This window comes from Sphingomonas sp. LC-1 (assembly GCF_025371035.1).
GTDB classification, from domain to species: Bacteria; Pseudomonadota; Alphaproteobacteria; order Sphingomonadales; family Sphingomonadaceae; genus Sphingomonas; species Sphingomonas sanguinis_E.
On the sequence record NZ_JANZXB010000015.1, the window covers coordinates 1 to 20,700 of the forward strand.

A 20,700-nucleotide genomic window follows, 5' to 3' on the forward strand; every position below is an offset into this window, starting at 1 on the left:
CCGACGACATCGACGAACGCTTCATCCGCCGCGCTGTCGCCGCCATCGCCATCCGCCGACACGCCGGCAAACTCGCCTACCAGAAAAGCCGCGCCCAATAGCAAGACGGTCTACCGGCCACGCTTACCTCATAGTCGTGAATGGCGTATTCCTCCGCGTCCTCGACGGGGGAACGGGCAAGCATCGCGGCAATCTCGTCCCTGATCTGGTCCGCGTCCTGATCCGCGTCGATCCAAGTGCCATGCAAATAGCCGTTATTGTAGGCGGCAAGGCAGGCGACATAGATGCGGGGGGTGCTGTCGGATACGTTGGTCATTTCTCTGATCCTCGGGTCGGAAGGTCAGCGAAGCGGAACGCCGCGCCTGACCTTCTGGCCGTCGCCGAGACCGGGTGTGCAAACGGAAGGAGGCTTCGCGGGGAACCGGCTGCACGGAGCGCGGCACGCGCGTAGGAAGCTGGGCGGAAGCCTCTTGAAGTGCGCGGAGGGCAGAGCCCTAAGTCTCAATCCTCAGAAAGGAATTTCGTCATCCAGATCGGGAGAAGTGGAATTGTTCATGGGAACCGCACCCTCGCTAGATGCCGTTGGCGGTTCCGTGCTTTGAGCGTCAACTGCGATAGGGGCTGTCCAGTGCCGGGCGATCCGATGCCAATCAACTTCGCGCTTGTTGGCACCTGTCCAAACATCCCAAAAATCAGGGTCGGCGGATTGAGGCTGATGCTCCTTTGCCAACTCGTCGATCTCGACCAGTACGGGAATAGGCGTCGCCCATCCCAACAGGATCGCCTGTTTTGATGGCAAGCTGGGCAGATCGCGCAGCAACCCACCCACGTTGTCTGGTACAAGACGCGCGACAAGGTTTTGGTCGGAATCGTTGACTATACGATGGAGAATGAAGGTGTTGCACTGAGCCAAAACGGTCGGCGAAAGCTCTGATGGTCGCTGCGACGACAGCACCAGACCTAAGCCGAATTTGCGTCCCTCGCGGGCAATGCGCTCGAAAATTTCCCGGCAGAGCTGGTTAGGACTGGACGCCGGGCCTTCGTCGTCCTTACCGCGTCGAATGAAGGTGTGAGCTTCTTCCAGCACGAGGACTGTGGGCAGTGATAGCCCCTCTGCATTGAGCCGCCGATAGCGTTGCAGAGATTCAAAAATCACCCGGGCCAGCACGGCCACAACGACGTGAACGACCTCGGAGGGGACCAAGGAAAGGTCGACGACAGCTAGCGGGCCATTGCGTGCGCCGTCATCACCGATATAACTTTTTAGCCATTCCTCGAAGCTGGTTGGCGGTACCTTTCCAATGACGCTTCCAAGCCGTTGATCCGCGAGCATGCTGCGAATACGAAGGCCAAGCGTGCTAATAAACGCCGCGAAATTTCCGCCTTGCTCGGCAGCCAGATGATCCAGATGTTCGGCAAGCAGTGTGACATCGAATGGAACTGGAGCGTCTTCACTGATTGCGGCGGCCGCGCCGACAATATCCGGTAGGGCATCTGTAACAACAGCGATGGCGTCACGGGCCGATTCAAGATCGCCGACCAAGAAGTCGTTAAAATAGGTCAATCCCGACCGCCGGGAGTCAACAATTTCAGTGATTGTGGCAGAAAGCGTTTGCAATAGCGTCGTCGCTGGGTCATCGACCGATGCTGCAAAATGAGCGGAATCCTCGGCGATGCCGCCCAGCAAGCGCGCGCAATCAAACCGGGGGCCGACCGCTCCGGCGAAGGCGGTGCTTCCCATATTGAGCATGGCGGTAATGCGACCACTTGAAACAAGCAGATGCCGCTTGATGGTGGCTTCTCGCGGTACATCTTCATGATGGCCGCTCTTCAGTTCTCGTATCCCGCGCAACAGAAGCGGACGTTGCGCACCCGGCTGGGCATGGGCAACGGCAGTCCATTCATGGCCGCTCCAAAGCCATGCCGGAACATCCAGCTCTCTTTCAGTTCCAACGACTGGTGGGACTCGGAACAGACGGAGTTGATCTCCTCGATCCGCAAAGGCTTTGGCATATTCGCCATTGGGATCTAGAACGATGAAGCGCGCGTTCGGATGGCCTTTTCGGCCCGCGTCACTCATCGCTTTTGCTCCTGCGTCGAGCGACCAGCGGATCAGTCCGGCAACCGTACAGGACTTGCCACTGCCCGTATTGCCGAGCACGGCGAGATGTCTGCCGAATAGCTTGTCGGGATCGACCTTGATCTCGGCGCTCGATGCAAGGGCCGAAGTCCCGATACGGACACGCCGATCCGACTCCTTCGCACCAACGATAGCCTCGACCTGTTCAGGTGTCGGCATGAGTACCTGATCGCCCACTGACGGAAACGCGGCTACGCCGCGCGACAGTTCATACACTGTCTGCTTCGATGCTCGGTCCCGCCGAGACGTGAGTGTGCCGACAGGCGAGACGCACATCTTTCGCAGTGGAAACGGAAGGTCGATCAGACCGAAATCTTTCAAGCCCGACCGTTTGGGATAGGGCGACCGCTCTATCCCGATCCATGATATGTAGGCGACCGTCGCGCCGGCCTCGTTAGGAATAAGGACATAGCCATTGAGGCGAGGAAATGCGGCAGGTGTTCCTGTGTTCAGCGCCGTTGCCTGCGGTGCATCCAATTCGAGCAGGATGCGGATTTCATCAGGCGAAACAGACTCAACCGCGCCGATAACCAAGCCAGCAATGGACTCTATGGGCGTGGTCATGCTGTTGTTCCGCCGCCTAACAATTCGCCGAACTCATCGGTAGTCGCAGCAGCAGCGTCTGGTGCGGACGGATGCTCTGGCGGGCGGTGCTTCAATAGTTCGGTCATGCGCCCGGTGATGTAATCAAGCGTTGGTTTCGGGAGGTAGTTTTCGATCAACGTTGTGAGGTCACCGAAATGGGGACCGATTAACAGCGATACCTGCGCCTCGCGAGTCCGTGAAAGAAAGCCTTTCAAGCGGTCATCCGCCGAGTAAGCGAGCACCACGAGATGGGTTGATGGGATCGTCAGCATGTCGAGCAACACGCGGTTGATGTGATCGTCCCCGAAGCCATAGCCGTAAGTGACGACAACCGCATTGGGCCTGCACGTTGCGGCGGCAAAATCACGAAACAGCTCTGCGTACGGATACTGTGTCGTTTCGACATCCTTCGCCGGGTTCGGATAGATCATCACCGTATCGACCGGCTTTTTGGGCAGATCGGTGTGATCGGTGGGGGCACCGAAGGGTATTCCCTTCCGCAAAATCTTCCGATCTGTCGTGCTGAATAGCCAGTCGAGAGAACCATGAAGTTTGGTCAGGCGGATGACGCCTTCCATGAAGCGTGGTTCCCCGCGAATGCCCGGCGGGTTGTAATGCACATCAACCTCGACGCGGGTTGACCGGAAAACAGGCGTGAGCGCTCCAACAAAACGGTCGATAATACGAAGCCCGGCGAGGTCGCAACCGTGCTCAATCAACCTGTCGTAGTTCGTAGTGAAGACATGCAGCCTCTCGCGCGAAGCCGCGCGACTGGCGAAGCTGAGTAGGAACGACTGAACTGCCCCTTCTGCAATGACTCGCTTTGCCGGATCGCCGCTGATCAGACCGGCTTCAGTTTTGAGAAGTGATTCAAGGAAACCACGGAGCTGTACATCCATCGCGGATTTAAGGGTGGCGGCTTTAGCCATATCAATGATCTTCAACCCCTCATAAACCGAAAGGGCTGCCCGGAACTGATCCTCGATATTGGCCGCACCACGCCCCATGCGTGCCGCCTCGTTCGCAGCGAAGTCGTCGATCTGCTTGTCGAACTCGCTCCCGAACACAACCTTGCCCATGCCTGTAGCATTGGCTCCGGCCATATATCCCACGGCGGTCGTGAAGCCGCTACCTATCAAAAGATTCAAGTGTTCGGCTTGAAAAACAGCGGATAGCCAAGGCTCGATCCGCTTTCGCGCTGACGCGATGAATTTATCTAGCGTATCGTCATCCGCAGGTAGATCGCTCCATGACTCGGAATGGCTCCCAACGCGATACGCATGCTTATCATCAAGATTCATATTTCCCCCGAACACACCCTACACGCCCTGAGGCTCGATCACCCTGAAAGGTGTTTTTCAAGAGCAGCATTAGTTGCCTTGAATAGGCGCTCGAACCGGCCTTCACTTGCGGCGGGCAAAACCGACGACGGGTCGCTGGCCATTTTTTGTAGGAACAGCCGCGTTGGCCGTGTTTTGTGAAACGCAATAGTAAGTGCATCAAACGCCGCCTCGAAGCGGCGGGCTATGCGAGGAATGCGGGCATTCAATTCCAACGTTTTGCCCTTCAGTTCCTTGGCGTAGGCTTCGTGCACAAGTGCTTCGTAAACAGCCGAGTCCAGTATATCTTCAATGTCGGCTTCAGTGGGGGGAGCTTCGAATGCTTCGCTTACGAAAACGATGTTATCCGACCGGATAAGCTTGCCTTTCACCAAATCGTCGCGCGTTGCCTTGGCGTCCTTTTCGTCATCGAATAGGACAAGCACGTTCAGTTGTTCAGACGTTAGCAGCGCTACCATGTAGTGAACTTTTTGCGCGCCGCCGGCTGGCGTTATGGTCAACCGGTCATCGAGGCCAACTTTTCCTTGCTCATTCAGATATGCCGAAACCGCCGAAAGAATCCAAAAGTCGGTGACGCCTTCAACAACCAGGTTGTTCGGCCCGATAAACAGGCTTTGGGCAAGGTCGTATCCAAGCGCGGCTTGCAACGGAAACAGGGTGCGGGCGTCACCGTTCGGGTCGTTGGAAACGGTCGTGCCTTCTTCTTCGGCAATATTGACCGTTCGTACCCAATCCAATTGGTGCGTTGGGACCATGAACGGTGAGTGTGTCGTATAGACGATTTGGTTGGTGAAATCGTCTTCGAGGTGTCGAAGCAAATCACCTTGCGACCGCGCGTGGAGATAGAGACCCGGTTCGTCCAACAGCAAAATCGCGCCATCGGCTTCGCCGTCTTCGGTATCTGCCGCGAACACGACATAGAACGCGAAAAACCATTGGAAGCCACGGCTTCTTTCATCAAGGTTCACTTCAACGTCATACGTACTGTTAGGATCGGAAATCAGCGTGTCGAAATGGTGTGCGTCGAGGTTGAAGCGTACCTTCAGTTCGCGGTCCTTCCACCGCTTGCGAATGGCGGTCGTGACGACGGCACCAGCACGGTTGGCTAATTGCCCACGTGTTTCTTGGTCATCGCTTTGCGACAGTTCGTTGAGCTTTTCAGGGCTAAGCCCGGCAACCTTACAAAGCTTTTCAAAATTTACGTCGGCGGCTGTCTGCTGCCCTTCATTTTTACGCTTGAGGAAGCGAGCAATATCTTGATGACCTCGTATTTCGGGGTAGTCTTCAAGATACATGAACTTTGGCAAGCGTTCGATAATCCAACCGCGCGCCTTCGAGTGTGCTTCTTCGCTTCCCGGGATGGCTTCGGCCATCTCTTCCAAGGACACAATTTTTTGGTCTTGGGCGTCTGTAAGTTCGATGTCCGCTGCTGCAAGCGCCTGCCGAAGCGCGGCAAGCGCCGAGGTCGCCGTTGCAGCCCATTTCGCGGCAGTCACTCCGGCACCGATGGCAACCACGAATGCGTCTGAAGCCCGCTCCAACTCGGCCTTTGCTTCGCCCGTCAACTTCGAGGCTTTTGCCTTGACCGCCGCGTCAATCTTACGCGCTTCGGCTTTAATCGCAGCGAGGTCGAAAGGGGTTTCCGGGGCGTCGATGCCAACATACCGCTTGTCGCCATATCGACGGCCAACAGTGACCTCAGACACACCTTCAGCGGCCGGCCAAATCTCAGCTAGGCGTCGCTGTTCGTACTCGCTCAATTGCCATGTGGAGTCTACAACCGGGGTGTGGTCGTTACATTCTGAAAGCTTCCGATGTCTCGGAAAATCCTTGATGGGATTGAGCGCCTTGAAGCCGTCTGCTGGGTTTAGACTATGAAGCGCCCGCAAGACGTTCGACTTGCCGCTCTCGTTTCGACCTAGTAACGCCGTGATACGAGAAACATCAACTTCACCGCTATCGTTGATGGATCGAAAATTCCTTACGCGAAAAGACTTGAGCTGCATTCGACACCCCCCCCCCTTGAAGCACGAGGATAGGCGGTTCATGAGCCTCTCTCAATACAGTATGTGTCATCAAGACCAGCAACGAAGCTGCTGGAGCATGACCGCATCCCTCGGACTGGCTGTGGCATAGCGTCCGTGCACTAAAGGGCGTTGGGGCGTTCCTCAATTATCAGCTAAAAGCCACAAGTGATCCTCAAGTACAGTGACCGAAAGTGAAACGGGGGGAGCAAGGGGCGCGGAACACAATCAACCAAAGCCTCACGGGTCATTTGGGAGGGCTATAGCGTAGGTGTAGTTCTCTGTTTCTTCGGCTTCGGCCCGCCAAATTTTGCTCAAGTCATTAGCTTTTTGATATTTCAGCGTTTTCGAACCCTGGCTTCCACATCTCCCGGCGACACGCATTTCGCGCGGGTCCGGTTGTCGGCGACCGACTTTCGACCGGCGCATGGTCGGTCAATTTCCTAGCCGATCGTCCTGCCGCCACGTCATCGTAAGGAAACGCGCCGGTTACTGACCTGGATCATTGACGCAGAAAAATTCGGCATGTCATCTGCAGCGATGCGGGGACCTTCTTGATATGCCGACGGCGCATTGTGTCTCTACGATCGACGGCTTCATTCTGGAGGCGGACAGGGGCTTTCTGGACCTTGTCGGGCGCCGCGAGGACGAGATATTGGGTATGTCCTACAAGGATATAACCCACCCTGACGATCTCGATCGCAGTGGCGCGATGCTCGCGTCGCTGATCAAGCGGGCGGCCCCGGTGCGGTTGCAGAAGCGCTATATCCGGCCCGATGGCTCGTTGATCGCGGCCAATCTCTACGTCTCGCGCTTCGACAATCCCGATCGGCTGGTCAGCACCTTGTTCTGGAACGAGGTCGGGCGTGAACTTCCCCCGGCGCGCTTATGGGAAATGGCGCTGCGCGTGCGTCGGTTGCGCGAAGTGCGACGGGAGGAATTCGGCGTCGATGTCGCGATCAGCCCGCTCGGCGATATTCTGAACTGCATCTATCTGGCGGAGGCGGAAGGGCGCATCGTTGGCAGTCCGGAGATTTCCGCCGAAAGCAAATTGCCGCCCCATATCGTCACGCGGTGGGTGAACCACCTGACCGATCAGGGTGTGCTCGAACCCGGCTCGAAGATGGGCCGGAACGTGCAATTCACCCATCTTGGCATATCGAAGATGGAGCGGATGCTCGCCTCAGCGTATGATGTGCCCGTTTCCGACTGACGCGGCCTCGACCATCTGGATGACCCCGTCGAGATGCGCGGCAGCGACCGACAGGCCTTGCTCATCCAAGAGCGCCAGAGCCTCTTGAAGCAGCGCCTCTATCTGCGCCAGCCGCGCTTGGTCAGGAGAGGTCCGCATTGGCTGGCTCCATCATCAATGGGTTTCCTTCGAAAGTTTAGCCGATGGAATCGCGGCGTAAATGGGAAATTTGGCAAGCCGCCAACCATCCGCCGCGAAACGCTTCGGACCGGGCGCCATTCTTTGCGAGCCGCGCCGCCCGGGGGTGATCGATGAATCCGAACGGCGCGACCTGGCATCACGACGGCCTTGCGGCAGGCTTCGTTCCATTCGGTATCGGTTGCGGAGCAATAGGAGAATGCAGGGCCTGCCAGTTGGGAGAAGAAGCAGGCCCTGCGGTCGAACGCCGTTAGGGAGTTGCGCCCGACTCGGCCCCAATAGGGTCCTTTTGAACATCTGTCATTAACAGAAGGCAAGGCCAGATTGAAACAGGGGACGGCGAGCCGCCCGATGATCCCCGGTGAAATGCCGAACGATGATCGGGTCCCCGATCATGGCCGTTGGCCGCCTGCTCATGATGCATCTGTCGCCTGAGACATGACAAAAATTCGTTCTTTCTTCATGGCGTTAAATGGGTCACCGTCATCGACGAACAGTGAATCTCATACAGGCGATTGAGGGGGCGGGATGTCGACCGATCTGACGCGGCGGGGCGTGCTGGGGGCAGGGGCGTTTGCGGCTGCCGCGGGTGGGCTCGGCAACCTGCCGTTGCTCGCGCAGCCAGTGGCCGCCGACGACTCGCATCGCCTGTGGTTCGATGCCCCCGCGACTCGCTGGGTGGAGGGTCTTCCGGTCGGTAACGGACGGCTGGGCGCGATGGTCCGCGGCGGGACGGATCGCGAGATCGTGTCGCTGAACGAGGACAGCTTGTGGTCGGGCTATCCGACTCCCGACACCAGTTCCGAGGGCCAGGCCGCGCTGCCGGGCGTTCGCCAAGCCACGCTGGCGGGCGATTATCACGCCGCCGACGAACGGGCGAAGCGGCTGCAAGGCCCCTATTCCAACAGCTATGCGCCGCTCGGTGATCTGGTGATCGCGCTGCCGGGGGGCGGGGCGGTGAACGAGTATCGGCGCGAGCTCGACCTCGACCAGGCGGTGATCGGTGTCGCCTATACCGCCGGCCGGACGCGCCACAGGCGCGAGGTGTTCGTGTCGCATCCCGCGCAACTGGTCGTCGTGCGGCTGACGGCGGAGGGTGGGACGATCGATGCGGACCTGTCGCTGTCCACCCTGTTGCGCGGATCAGCGCGGGCCGAGGGCCATCGGTTGATCCTGCATGGCAAGGCCCCGGCCTATGCCGCGCCCAATTACCAGCAAGTGGCCGATCCGATCCGGTATGACGATGCGGCCGGACGCGGCATGATGTTCGCGGCGTTGGCCGAAATCGCGACGGAGGGCGGGCGTGCCAGCCCATCGGGCGAGACCATCGCGGTGCGCGGCGCGCGCAGCGTCGAGATCCGCATCGCCGCCGCCACCGGCTTTCGCCGTTTCGACCAGCCACCCGACCTGCCGATCGCGACCATCGAGGCGAAGGCGGTCGCCGCCCTGGCGGCAGCGCGGGGCAAGAGCTATGCCGCCCTTCGCGCGGCGCATGTCGCGGACCATCGCGCGCTTTATCGCCGTGCCGAGCTTCGGCTGGCGGGCGAGGCGGAGGGCACCACCGCACAGCGCCGCGCGGCAAATGAGCGGGTCAGCGATCCGGGGCTGGCCGCGCTGCTGTTCCATTTCGGCCGATACCTGTTGATCGCCAGCTCGCGCCCCGGCACCCAGCCCGCCAACCTTCAGGGCATCTGGAATGCCGAGGTGCGGCCGCCCTGGAGCAGCAATCACACTACCAACATCAATACCGAGATGAACTATTGGCCCGCCGAGGTCGCCAATCTCGCCGATTGCCATGGCGCGCTGTTCGACTGGATCGAGCATGTCGCGGTGCGCGGTCGCCGCGTCGCGCAAAGCTATTACGGCATGCCCGGCTGGTGCCTGCACCATAACAGCGACATCTGGGCGATGGCGAACCCGGTCGGCGAGGGCGATGCGACGCCGGTCTGGGCCAATTGGCCGATGGGTGGGCCATGGCTGATGCAGCATCTGTGGCAGCATTATCGTTTCGGTGGCGACCTGACCTTCTTGCGGGAACGGGCCTGGCCGCTGATGCGTGGCGCTGCCGAGTTCTGCGCCGCCTGGCTGGTCGCCGATCCGGCGAGCGGTCGGTTGACCACCGCGCCGTCCATCTCGCCCGAGAATGAGTTTCTGGCCCCCGACGGCAAGAAGGCGTCGATCAGCGCGGGTTGCACGATGGACCTGGCTTTGACCCGCGAGCTGTTCGCCAATTGCATCGCGACCGCCGATTTGTTGAACACCGACGCGGCCTTCGCGGCCCGACTACGCGGGCTGGTCAGGCGGCTGGAGCCCTATCGGATCGGCAGCCAGGGGCAGTTGCTCGAATGGTCGCACGAATTCGCCGAGGCCGAGCCTGGCCATCGCCATATCTCGCACCTCTATCCGCTTTATCCCGGCGATGAGTTCACGCCCCGCCACACGCCGCAATGGGCCAGGGCGGTGGCGACCTCGATGCAGCGTCGCGAGGACAATGGCGGGGCGCAAACGGGCTGGAGCCGCGCCTGGGCGACCTGCATCTGGGCGCGGATGGGGGATGCGGGCCGCTCCGGCGGGTCGATCGACGCCTTTTTCAAGGGAAGTACGCTCGACAATCTGTTCGACACCCACCCGTCGAACAAGGGGCCGATCTTCCAAATCGACGGCAATTTCGGTATCACCGCCGCCATCGCCGAGATGCTGTTGCAAAGCCATGACGGCGCGATCGCGCTGTTGCCCGCACTGCCCCCGGCCTGGCGGGACGGAAGCGTCCGTGGCTTGCGCGCGCGGGGCGGGGTGACCGTCGATCAGCGCTGGGCGGCGGGGATGCTGGAGCAGGCGGACCTGCTGTCCGCGCACGGCGGAGAGTTTCGGGTGCGCCTGCCCGCCGGTCGTCGCCTGCGTGCCGCGACCCGGGGCGGGGTGGCCGTCGCGACGCGTAGCGAGGCGGACGGCCTGCGCTTCACGGCACGGGCGGGGGATCGGATCACGCTGATCATCGGTGCCGCCTGAGCGTCACGTCACGCCGCAGCTATTGCCCCGATGCCAGAAAGCGATCCGCAGTGCGCAACGACAGGGCCATGATGGTCAGCGCAGGGTTGGCGGCCAGCGCGCTGGGGAAGATCGAATTGTCGCAGATCAGCAGGTTGGGAATGTCGAAGCTGCGCCCATCGGCATCGACGACCGCTTCGTCGCCCTTCTCCCCCATGCGGCATGTGCCGATGGTGTGCGCCGAACGATCGACCGCGAAAATGTCCTGCGCCCCCGCCGCCGCCCAGATCGCGGTCATCGTCCGGCGGGAATGCGCATCGATCGCCCGTTCATTGTCATGATAGCTGAAGTCGATCCGTGCCTTGCGATGACCGAAGCCATCCCGCTCATCCGACAGGGTCAGGCGATTGTCGTCATGGGGGAGGCATTCGCCGTTGATGCCGATCCCGGCCATGCGGTTATAGCCGTAGAGCAGATGCTGTAGCCGCTCCCCCCAGAGCCCCGCCCCGCGCGCCAGCCCTGTCGCGAGGTTGACCGGCAAAACGCCCAGGCTCTGGATCAGATACCCACCGGCACATCCCGCTTCGGCGGGACGCATCATGTCCTCGGTAATCAGCGAAGACGGATAGCCCCGGTTCATCCGCATATCGTCGTCGAACCGACCCCAGACCTGGGTGGCGACATGCGCCATGAAGTTGCGCCCCACCTGCCCACTGGAATTGGCGAGATCGAGATTGAGCAGCAGGCGCGGCGTTTCCACGCCGCCCGCACACAGGAATACAGCGCGGCATCGCTGGCGGCGTTCCTCGCCCGCCTGGTGATAGATCACGGCATCGATCCGCCCGGCATGGTCGCGATCGAGGGAGAGGACACGGCATTCGGACCGGACCTCCGCCCCGTGCGCCACGGCATAGGGGAGGTAACTGGTATCCATGCTGGTCTTGGACGCATTCCGACATCCCTGGTGACAGGTGCCGCAGTTCACGCACGCCTGACGCTGCCCCCAATGCGGCTGGTCGCGGTCGCGGGAAACCAGTGCGGCGGGCGCGTCGGTCGCAGTGATGCCCAGCGCCGCGCAGCCCCGCGCCATCGCATCGGCCGATGCGTTGCGTGCCACGGGGGGATAGGCATAGCGGCGCGTGTCGTCCCAAGGATAATGAGCGGGCCCGGAGACGCCGGTGAAATCCTCGACCTCCTCGATATAGGCGGTCAGCTCGGCATGGGGGATGGGCCAGTCCGCGCCCTGGCCGGTCAACGTCTTCAGCATCAGGTCGCGCGGGTCGGGCCGTGGACAGAAAGCGCCCCAATGCAGCGTCGATCCGCCGACGCCCATGCCCGAATTGTTCGATCCGAACGCGGTGGGGTCCGCACCGCCGCTCAGCCGTTCCTCCATCCAATAAATGTCGGCGGCCACTTCGTCGGCGACATGGTCGTTGGGACGAAAGGCGCGCCCGGCCTCCAGCGCCACGACCGACAGTCCCGCCTTCGCCAGCCGCGCCAGCAGCGGTGCCCCGCCCGCGCCGGTGCCGATGACCACGGCGTCGACCACATCCCGGCCGTCATAGGGAGGGCGGCTCATGCGCCGATCCCCATCCCGATTTCCGTTGCACTCTCTGCCCTGTGCTGCCACGCCTCGCGATCATTGGCGGCGGTGAGGGCATAACCCTGTTTGCGCGGGCCATCGCCACCGACCGCGAAGCCGTCATAGCCGATGGCGGCCATGGCGGACGGCGATGCGATCCACTGGCGGACGATCTCGGCACGGACATCGGTGAACCACAGCGCCATCTGCTCGGGGGACAGGCAGGCGTCGTCACCGGCGATACCCGCCCCGCCCGCCGCCATCTGCGTCAGCCAGTCGGCCTGCACCGACCTTTCCAGCAAGGCGAAGCCGCCCGTCAGGGCGTCCAGCGTCGCCAATCCGCGCGTCCAGGCGATCGGATCGGGGGGAAGGTCGGCAAAACGCCAGCCATCGCCGGGCCCTGCGACGATGGCGGCTTCGATATGGCGCGCCAGATCATGATCGGCGCCCCGGTCGGGCAGGATATGCGCGATCAGCGTGGCGACAAGCGCGCATTGATGGTCCGACCAGCCGGTTTCCGGCCGCTCCGCCGGACGTGTCCGCTCCAGCATTGCCGCGCGGGTTCGGCGGCTGACCCGGTTGGAATCGAGGACGTGCACGAACCCGGCGGGCAGGATCGCGGCGGCGACCGAGGCGGCATGCTCGGCGATCAGATCGGCCAGCGCGTCGGGCTGTTCATAGGGGATGAGGTGCGCGGCGCCTTTGACGACGCGGATGTCGGCATGGCGATAATGCGGCAGGTTCAGGCGGCGCTGGGCGTCCTCCCCCAGATCGCCGTCTTCCGCCCCGGCGACGATGAGCGCGGGAATGGAGATCCGACCGGCCGTCGCGCGCCAATCCTCGCGGCTGCCGCGCTCCAGCCAGCCCAGCCACGCCTCGCGGCTGGAGCGACGCACATCCTCTATCGCCTTGTCGCGCAAAGGTTCGGGCAGCGGCGCGGCCGTATTGGCGTCGACAAAGGTCTCGGCATCCTCCCGGCGGATCGGGCCATTTTCGACCCAGCCGATCATCGGCGCGCGGCGATCCTCTTCCATCGGTTCGGGCGAGGGTGGGGAGGCCGCGACCAGCACCACGCCGACCACGCCTGCCAGCCCGGCCTCGCCCGCGACAGCGCGCGCCGCGACGAGGGTGGCGATCTTGCCACCCATGCTGTGGCCGACCAACAGGCAGGCGGTCAGTCGCCGCTTGCGGATTTCATCGGCCAACCCGTCCGCCATGGCGGTGACATCCGCATAGCCTTGGTCCGCATGCTCACCGAAACCGGGCAGGTCGAGCGCGATGCCGGGCATGGGGGCAAGCCGCTCACGCACCCGATCCCATTCGCGCCCGCTAGCGCCCAGCGCATGAAGAAAAACCAATGTCGGTTGGGTCATATCGTCTCGCCCGAGTAAATCCCATGCTGGACGTTACAAAAGCGGGACCGTTCCCCGTCCCGACCGACGATCAAAAATTAATTTGGATTATAAGTGGGATGATTTGGTTCCCGCTTTTCCGTCGATAATTTCATGGAACCCTGTCCGCCCGAAAAGCGCTTCGGCACGAACTGCATCCATCATAGGAGTGACGTCATGGCCGATACCGACCAAGCGCAGCCGCAATACAAGATCGAATATCGCGAAATCCAGGCATTCAACACGCTGAAAGACTTGCCGCTCGGGCTGTCGGACAATGCCCGCAAGCAGAGCGTGTCGATCCTCAATCAGGTGCTAGCCGACACGATGATGTTGCGCGACCTGTACAAGAAGCATCACTGGCAGATGTCGGGCGCCACCTTCTATCAACTCCATCTGCTGCTCGACACCCATTATGAGAAGCAGGCCGAACTGGTCGACATGGTGGCGGAGCGTATCCAGTCGCTGGGCGGGATCAGTATCGCGACGCCGCACGACGTGGCCGAGATGACGAAGATCGCACGCCCGCCGCGTGGTCGCGAAGATGTGCCGACCATGCTCGCCCGCCTGCTGGAAGCGCACAAGATCGTGCTGGAAGAGGCGCATGAAGGCGCCAAGGTCGCCGACGAGTCGGGCGATGACGGCACCAACGACCTGTTGGTCAGCGACATCATCCGCTCCAACGAGCCGCAGGTCTGGTTCATCGGCGAGCATCTGGCCGCCACCGCGCTGCAACGCGCGGATTGATCCGGAAGATTTGGCGGGGAAGCTTGACCATTCCTCGCCTGTCTGAAGCGGTTCAGGTACGAATAGGGCGCAGCGCCGGGTCTGGTGGGTTATCCTTGCCCGGTGCTGATCCTGCGCCAAAGCAAACCATGTTTTCGATGGAGCGAACTTCGCTCCTATCGCCGGGCTCCCGTCTGATCCCCTGATGCGATAAGCAGAGATGGGCGGACGGGAGACGACGGAATGCGGACGATCGGCTTGATCGGGGGAATGAGCTGGGAAAGCTCGGCGGAATATTACCGCATCCTCAACGAGGGCGTTCGCGACCGGCTGGGCCCCACGGCGTCGGCGTCCTGCCTGTTATGGTCGTTCAACTTCGCCGAGATCGAGGCGTTGCAGCATCACGGCGACTGGGAGGCGCTGACCGCGCGTATGGTGGACGCCGCACGGCGGCTGCAGGCGGGCGGTGCCGAACTGCTGCTGATCTGTACCAATACCATGCATCGGATGGCGGCCGCGGTGCAGCAGGCGGTGGCGATCCCGCTTCTCCATATCGCCGATCCGACGGCGGAGCGCATCCGTGCGGCGGGCATTCGGACGGTCGGGCTGCTCGGCACCGCCTTCACCATGGAGCATGACTTCTACAAGGGGCGTCTGGCGGAACGGCATGGCCTGAACGTGATCGTGCCCGGTGCGGAGGACCGGGCGGAGGTGCACCGGGTGATCTATGAGGAACTGGTCGCGGGGCAGGTGACCGCCGCATCACGCGAAGCCTATCGTGCGGTCATCGCCCGGTTGGTCGCGGCGGGTGCGGAGGCGGTGATTCTGGGCTGTACCGAGATCATGTTGCTGGTCCGCCCGGACGACAGCGGCGTGCCGCTGTTCGATACGACCGCACTCCACGCCGCCGCCGCGGTCGAGATCGCCCTGGCCGACTGAAGCGCCATCGTTCGTGTGCGGGAAAGCGGCCGTGCTTCGGCTGGTTTTTCCTGGCGGTCCGGGTGTAGGGATGGGCGCATGGCAGACCCCCGATCGGACAATGTCGGCGCCCGGAAATGGACGCCCGCCCGTTACCGCGCGCTGTTGCGGGCGCAGGGGCCGAAGTCGGTTCGGTTTCGCACACGGCTGGCCATCCTGATCGGCGCGGTCGCGGTGGGCCTGGCCGCCAGCGCCTTTGCCCAGGCCGCCGACCTGGCGGGGGAGATTTTCGGCCATTTCGCCGCGCGCTGGCATTGGGCGCCGCTGGTCGTGACCCCGCTCCTGTTCGCGGCCCTGGTCTGGATCACGCGGCGCTTCGTGCCGCTGGCACGCGGATCGGGCATTCCGCAGGTGATGGCGGCGCAGGCCGATCCCGACCATGCGACCCAGGGGCTGGTGTCGATGCGAACGGTCATCGGCAAGGCAGGCCTGACGCTGGCGGCGGTTCTGGGCGGCGCGTCGGTCGGGCGCGAAGGGCCGACGGTTCAGATCGCCGCCGCGATCATGGGCCTGACCCATCGTATCCTGGGCGTTCCGCTTCGCGGCGCGGTGCTGATCGCGGGCGGCGCGGCGGGCGTGGCGGCGGCGTTCAATACCCCGCTGGCAGGCCTGCTATTCGCGATCGAGGAACTGGCCTCCGCTTATGAGCAAAAGGTGACCTTGCTGGTGATCGCCGCCATCGCCATCGCCGGGATGATCGCGCAGTCGGTGCAGGGCGATTACGTCTATTTCGGGCTGATCGGTGCGCATATGCCGATCGTCACCGCGCTGGTGGCCGCCCCGCTGGCGGGCATCGTCGGCGGACTGGCTGGCGGCGGCTTCGCCCGATTGATGCTGATGATGGCGACGGGCACCAACCGCGTCACTATGTGGAGCAAGCAGCGGCCGATCCTGTTCGCCGCGCTGTGCGGGGCTATCGTCGCGGGCTTGGGCGTGGGCACCGGGCTGACCTGGGGCACCGGCTATGGCGCGGCGCGAGCGATGATCGTCGGGGTCGATGCGCCCTTGTGGTTCGGCCCGGCCAAGTTCCTCGCCACGCTGGCCACGGCGGTGGCGGGCCTGCCGGGTGGTATCTTCGCGCCGTCGCTGGCGGTCGGGGCGGGCGTGGGCAATCTGCTGCGCTCGGTCTTTCCCGATTCCCCCGCCTCGGCCATCGTGATCCTGGGCATGGTGGGCTATTTCGCGGGCGTGGTCCGCGCGCCGCTGACCGCCGTCATCATCCTGTCGGAAACGACCGCCAGCCGTGGCCTGATGCTCCCTATGTTCGCCACCGCCTTCATCGCCGATGGGGTCAGCCAGTTGGTGTGCCGCGAAAAGCTGTACCACGGCCTGTCCCGCACCTTTGCGATACGGCCGGCGGAGCAGGCGAGGGATGTCCAGAAAGACCAACATGCCGGGTAGGTTCGACGCCATTTCGTCTTGCTGAATACCGGCCGATAATTCAGCCCGTCGTTCGGCATGGATAGCCGGTTTGCCTTGTTCGTGACGTCCGACCTAAGTCGATTGCAATCGGGCCAGCGCGATCCCCGCCAGATTCTGCGTCCGCTTGACGTGGCGCAGGCGGAACCGACCCGGCGGGCGGGGCAGGGCGGACCAGCGATCCCGATAGGGGCGACAGAGTGGCGGCACGCGCACCGTGCCATTCGCCTGTGCGATGACGGCCAGCGCATCACCGAGCAGGATTGCATCGGCGATGCCCCGCTCATGCGCCAGGCGGGTGGCGGCGATCAGCGCCAGCCATTCGGCCTCCATCGCCGACCCCGGCCCCGGCACTCGCTCGACATAGGCATGTCCGCCCAGCACCACCGCCCATTCCATGCCGGAGGGGCGGTGGCCGCCGTCGAAGAAGATCTTCACGCCCCCGCCGCGATGCTGCGTGCGACCGCCTCCGCCGTCTTGATGCCGTCGACCGCCGCCGACAGGATGCCCCCCGCATAGCCCGCGCCCTCGCCCGCCGGGAACAGGCCCGGGGTGTTCAGGCTTTGTCCGTCCTCGCCACGCGTGAAGCGGACCGGCGAGGAGGTGCGGGTTTCGACGCCGGTCATCACCACATCGGGATGATCATATCCCGCGATCTGGCGACCAAAGGCCGGGATCGCCTCGCGCATCGCCTCGACCACGAAATCGGGCAGGCATTCGGACAGGTCGGTCGGCGTCACGCCGGGGCGATAGGATGGGGTGACCGACCCCAGGCTGGTCGAGGGACGCCCCGCCAGGAAGTCGCCGACCCGCTGTGCCGGGGCCTTGTAGTTCGATCCGCCTGCGACGAACGCCCGTTCCTCCCAATGGCGTTGTAGCGTGAGGCCCGCCAGCGGGTCGCCCGGATAGTCGCGTTCGGGATCGATGGCGACGACGAAGCCCGAATTGGCGTTGCGCTCATTGCGCGAATATTGGCTCATGCCGTTGGTCGCCACGCGCCCTTCTTCGCTGGTCGCGGCGACCACCGTGCCGCCCGGACACATGCAGAAGCTGTAGACGGTGCGCCCGTTCCGGCAGTGGTGCGAGATGTGATATTCCGCCGCGCCCAGGATCGGATGCCCCGCCTGATGTCCGAAGCGGGCCCGGTCGATCCAGCCTTGCGGATGCTCGATACGGACGCCAATCGAAAAGGGCTTGGCCTCGACATGGACGCCGGCCGCCTGAAGCATTGCAAAGCTGTCGCGCGCGCTATGCCCGATGGCGAGGACGACATGATCGGCCTCCAGATAGCCGCCGCCGTTCAGGTGAAGCCCGCGCACCCGCCGCGTGCCCGATCCGTCGGTCTCGACGTCCAGCCCGTCGACGCGGGTGGAGAATCGGTACTCGCCGCCCAATTCCTCGATCGTCGCGCGGATGCTCTCCACCATCGTCACCAGGCGGAAGGTGCCGATATGCGGGTGCGCCTCGGTCAGGATTTCGGGCGGCGCGCCCGCCTTGACGAACTCGGTCAGCACCTTGCGGTTCAGATGGCGTGGGTCCTTGATCCGGCTATAGAGCTTGCCGTCCGAAAAGGTGCCTGCGCCCCCTTCGCCATATTGCACGTTGGATTCGGGGTTGAGGACGCTGCGCCGCCACAGGCCCCAGGTGTCCTGGGTCCGCTCACGCACCACCTTGCCGCGCTCCAGGATGATCGGGCGATAGCCTGCCTGCGCCAGGATGAGCGCGGCGAACAGGCCGCAGGGGCCGGCCCCGATCACCACGGGCCGCCGCGCACCCGCCGGCGGGGCGGAGGGCAGGTGATAGCGCGTGTCCGGCGTCCGCTGCACATCGCGGTCGCGGCGGAACCGCTCCAGCACGGCGGCCTCGTTCTTCAGGTTGATGTCGACCGAATAGACGAGTTGGATATTGTTCTTGTCGCGCGCGTCATGGCCGCGCCGGGCGACGGTGAAGCGGATCAGGTCGCGCGGCGTCACGCGCAACCGGCGACAGATGGCGGCGGGCAGGGCCTCGTCCGCATGGTGGAGAGGCAGTTTCAGTTCGCTGAGGCGGATCATGCCCCGCGCCATACAGATTTGTCGCGTGTCCCGCCATTGTGGGCCGCCATTGCGACAAGGAAACGGCGCGGGCCCCGTCAGGCGCCGAGCGTCAGCAGTTTCTGGACGATGCCGTCGCCCTCGCGATAGGTGCGAAAGCCCATTGCCTCATAATAGCGCAGGCCCATCGCATTGTCGGCACCGATATAGGCGTCGATCTTGGGCAGGCCCGCCGCGACCGCCGCCTGTCTGGTCGCGGTGAACAAAGTGGTGCCCACGCCCTTGCGATGCGCGTGCGGACTGATGTGCGTGCCGATGATCCCCCAACCCTCGGGAACGTCATAGCGGTTGCGCGGGACGGCGCGGACCAGCGACTGAAAGCCCAAGATCGCGCCATCCGCATCCAGCGCGACGCTGCACCGCACGCTGTCTCGGTTGGTGATATAATGGGACAGGACGAAGTCCGGGTCGTGCGGACGCATGCGGCCGGTCTGCGCGATGATGTCGAGCAGGACCCGGCTCATCGCCGGGGCGTCCGTTTCGATGGCGGGGCGGATCAGCATGGCGGGGCGTCTTCGGTCATGAGGGGGGACCGGATCATCCGGCAAGACGGTGATGCGGGGGTTCCGGCATTTCGGTCTGTGCCATGATCTCCGCCTGAAGTGCAGGCCAATGCGTGCCGAACCAATATTCCCCGCGTTCGACGCGAAGGATCGCGTCATGCGCGGTCGCGACGTCCTCGACGGGCAGCATCCTTTGCTCCGGCACGTCGAAAAAGGTGCGGACGACCGGCATTGTCGGGCTTTCGCCTTCCCGCACCACGATGCCCAGCCGGTTGGAGGTCAGCCGCACCAGCGCACCCAGGGGCTGGATACCCAGGCTGGCGATCAGGGCGTGGACCATCTCCATATCGAAATGGCCGTCCCATTCGAGCATCTGCGCCAACGCCTCATGCGGCGACCAGGCGCGCTTATAGGGCCGGATCGAGGTGACCGCGTCATAGACGTCGCATACCGCTGACAGCCGGACGAGCGGGCTGAGTTCATCGCCCTTCAACCCGTCGGGATAGCCCGCGCCATCGATCCGCTCATGATGATGGCGGCACACATCCAGGATGCGCGGGTCGAGCCCCTCCATGTCGAGCAGGATGCTGTGGCCTATGCCGGGATGCTGGCGCATCTGGGCCAGCTCCTCGGGGTCGAGGCGGCCAGGTTTCTCGACGATGCCCGCCGCAACCTGCATCTTGCCGATGTCGTGCAGCAATCCCGCCATGCCCGCGACGCGGACATCCTCCTCGCTCCAGCGCAGATGCCGCGCCAGCCCCATCATCAACGTGGCGACCGCGACCGAGTGGATATAGGTATAATGATCCCTGTCCCTCAGTCGGGTCACCGCCACCATGGCGACGCTACCCTTCGATATGGTCTGCGCGATCTCCTCGACGATCGGGACCAGGTCGGCGGCGTAGATGACCCTACCGAGCCGCGCCTCGCCGTACAATCGGCTGACGGCGGCGGTCGCGCGTTCGGCGACGATGCCGACCAATTCCCATTCCGTTGGCGACTTACGCCGCCGAACCTTGGTCGGCGCGCTCGTGGGAACGGGGGAGGTGTAGGCTTCCACAGCAGGCGGATCGATCCGTCCGACCATGTTGCCGGCTTTGGGTTCTTTCAGCCCGCGACCTCTGGTGAGATCGATCGTGACATGCGGCACCGAATCCCGAATTTTCGCACGATCCTCTGGGTCGGTTAGCAGGAACGATTTTCGCCAAAATGGGCTGTTTAGCCACGAACAGTGAAGAGTGTGGACATACATTCCCAACTCAACCTGTGCCCCTTCGATACGGACGTATCGGACCTTGTGTGGCCGTTTTGTCATGAAGCCACAGGTACCAAAGGGTTGTGAAGACTTGGTTGCCGAAGCACCTTCGTCAAACCGCCTGATTTTTTCTGAACGGCCTGAAAACCTGAATCCTGTCCGAAATGGGCAATGGTTGGGGCGAAAGGTCGAAAGAGGGGTGCTGGGCAGATGCCGACCCGAGCCGCCATTCATGCGGTTATGCGAATAGCTATCAATTGCATTGACGATGAGAGTGTTTCTCATT

The 20,700-nt window shown here is 63.0% G+C and carries 16 protein-coding genes; 5 read left to right on the forward strand and 11 right to left on the reverse strand.

The genetic code is table 11. From position 1 onward, the window contains the following. Positions 1-76: 76 nt before the first annotated feature. The 4 genes from NZL82_RS17315 to NZL82_RS17330 all read right to left on the reverse strand — a co-directional run bounded on the left by NZL82_RS17315 (position 77) and on the right by NZL82_RS17330 (position 6,071). The gene (locus NZL82_RS17315; RefSeq protein WP_261270998.1) at positions 77-316 is read right to left on the reverse strand and encodes an antirestriction protein ArdA; all 240 of its coding nucleotides are present in this window, start codon (positions 314-316) and stop codon (positions 77-79) included. A 192-nt stretch (positions 317-508) separates the two neighbouring features. After that, the gene (locus NZL82_RS17320) at positions 509-2,704 is read right to left on the reverse strand and encodes an ATP-binding protein (RefSeq protein ID WP_207588950.1); all 2,196 of its coding nucleotides are present in this window, start codon (positions 2,702-2,704) and stop codon (positions 509-511) included. Continuing rightward, the gene (locus NZL82_RS17325) at positions 2,701-4,026 is read right to left on the reverse strand and encodes an SIR2 family protein (protein WP_207588952.1); all 1,326 of its coding nucleotides are present in this window, start codon (positions 4,024-4,026) and stop codon (positions 2,701-2,703) included. Before NZL82_RS17325 ends, NZL82_RS17320 begins: the two co-directional genes overlap by 4 nt. Before the next feature lie 38 nt (positions 4,027-4,064). Then, positions 4,065-6,071 carry an AAA family ATPase gene (locus NZL82_RS17330; protein ID WP_207588954.1) on the reverse strand — a complete coding sequence of 669 codons (2,007 nt, stop codon included), beginning with the start codon at positions 6,069-6,071 and terminating at the stop codon, positions 4,065-4,067. 577 nt (positions 6,072-6,648) lie between these two features. Between NZL82_RS17330 and NZL82_RS17335 the strand changes: the two genes are divergently transcribed. Next, complete coding sequence (locus NZL82_RS17335; RefSeq protein ID WP_261270999.1) at positions 6,649-7,302, forward strand: PAS domain-containing protein; 654 nt, start codon at positions 6,649-6,651, stop codon at positions 7,300-7,302. On the opposite strand, the gene NZL82_RS17340 is transcribed toward NZL82_RS17335, so the two are convergent. Continuing rightward, entirely contained in the window at positions 7,273-7,440 is a 168-nt protein-coding gene (locus NZL82_RS17340) for a hypothetical protein (protein ID WP_261271000.1), read from the reverse strand. The genes NZL82_RS17335 and NZL82_RS17340 overlap by 30 nt on opposite strands. A gap of 567 nt (positions 7,441-8,007) precedes the next feature. Between NZL82_RS17340 and NZL82_RS17345 the strand changes: the two genes are divergently transcribed. Beyond that, positions 8,008-10,488 carry a glycoside hydrolase family 95 protein gene (locus NZL82_RS17345; RefSeq protein ID WP_261271001.1) on the forward strand — a complete coding sequence of 827 codons (2,481 nt, stop codon included), beginning with the start codon at positions 8,008-8,010 and terminating at the stop codon, positions 10,486-10,488. A gap of 19 nt (positions 10,489-10,507) precedes the next feature. Here NZL82_RS17345 and NZL82_RS17350 read toward each other — a convergent pair whose 3' ends face one another. Both NZL82_RS17350 and NZL82_RS17355 read right to left on the reverse strand, forming a co-directional pair. After that, the gene (locus tag NZL82_RS17350) at positions 10,508-12,046 is read right to left on the reverse strand and encodes a GMC family oxidoreductase (RefSeq protein ID WP_261271002.1); all 1,539 of its coding nucleotides are present in this window, start codon (positions 12,044-12,046) and stop codon (positions 10,508-10,510) included. Next, positions 12,043-13,422 (reverse strand): alpha/beta fold hydrolase, encoded by a 1,380-nt coding sequence (locus NZL82_RS17355; protein ID WP_261271003.1) that lies wholly within the window; start codon positions 13,420-13,422, stop codon positions 12,043-12,045. Before NZL82_RS17355 ends, NZL82_RS17350 begins: the two co-directional genes overlap by 4 nt. A gap of 195 nt (positions 13,423-13,617) precedes the next feature. On the opposite strand from NZL82_RS17355, the gene NZL82_RS17360 reads away from it, so the two are divergent. The 3 genes from NZL82_RS17360 to NZL82_RS17370 all read left to right on the forward strand — a co-directional run bounded on the left by NZL82_RS17360 (position 13,618) and on the right by NZL82_RS17370 (position 16,545). Further along, positions 13,618-14,187, forward strand: a complete 570-nt coding sequence (locus tag NZL82_RS17360; RefSeq protein WP_261271004.1) for a Dps family protein — start codon at positions 13,618-13,620, stop codon at positions 14,185-14,187. A 222-nt stretch (positions 14,188-14,409) separates the two neighbouring features. Beyond that, entirely contained in the window at positions 14,410-15,105 is a 696-nt protein-coding gene (locus NZL82_RS17365) for an aspartate/glutamate racemase family protein (protein WP_261271005.1), read from the forward strand. A 78-nt stretch (positions 15,106-15,183) separates the two neighbouring features. Further along, positions 15,184-16,545, forward strand: a complete 1,362-nt coding sequence (locus NZL82_RS17370) for a chloride channel protein (protein ID WP_261271006.1) — start codon at positions 15,184-15,186, stop codon at positions 16,543-16,545. A gap of 93 nt (positions 16,546-16,638) precedes the next feature. Here NZL82_RS17370 and NZL82_RS17375 read toward each other — a convergent pair whose 3' ends face one another. From NZL82_RS17375 to NZL82_RS17390, 4 genes are all read right to left on the reverse strand, one after another. Beyond that, positions 16,639-17,001 carry a reverse transcriptase-like protein gene (locus NZL82_RS17375; protein ID WP_261271007.1) on the reverse strand — a complete coding sequence of 121 codons (363 nt, stop codon included), beginning with the start codon at positions 16,999-17,001 and terminating at the stop codon, positions 16,639-16,641. Further along, entirely contained in the window at positions 16,998-18,617 is a 1,620-nt protein-coding gene (locus tag NZL82_RS17380; protein WP_261271008.1) for an NAD(P)/FAD-dependent oxidoreductase, read from the reverse strand. The genes NZL82_RS17375 and NZL82_RS17380 overlap by 4 nt, the downstream gene beginning before the upstream one ends. A gap of 77 nt (positions 18,618-18,694) precedes the next feature. After that, complete coding sequence (locus NZL82_RS17385) at positions 18,695-19,159, reverse strand: GNAT family N-acetyltransferase (protein ID WP_261271009.1); 465 nt, start codon at positions 19,157-19,159, stop codon at positions 18,695-18,697. 34 nt (positions 19,160-19,193) lie between these two features. Then, a complete protein-coding gene (locus NZL82_RS17390; protein WP_314732900.1) occupies positions 19,194-20,699 on the reverse strand; it encodes an HD-GYP domain-containing protein in 1,506 nt (501 codons plus the stop codon). Position 20,700: the final 1 nt, after the last annotated feature.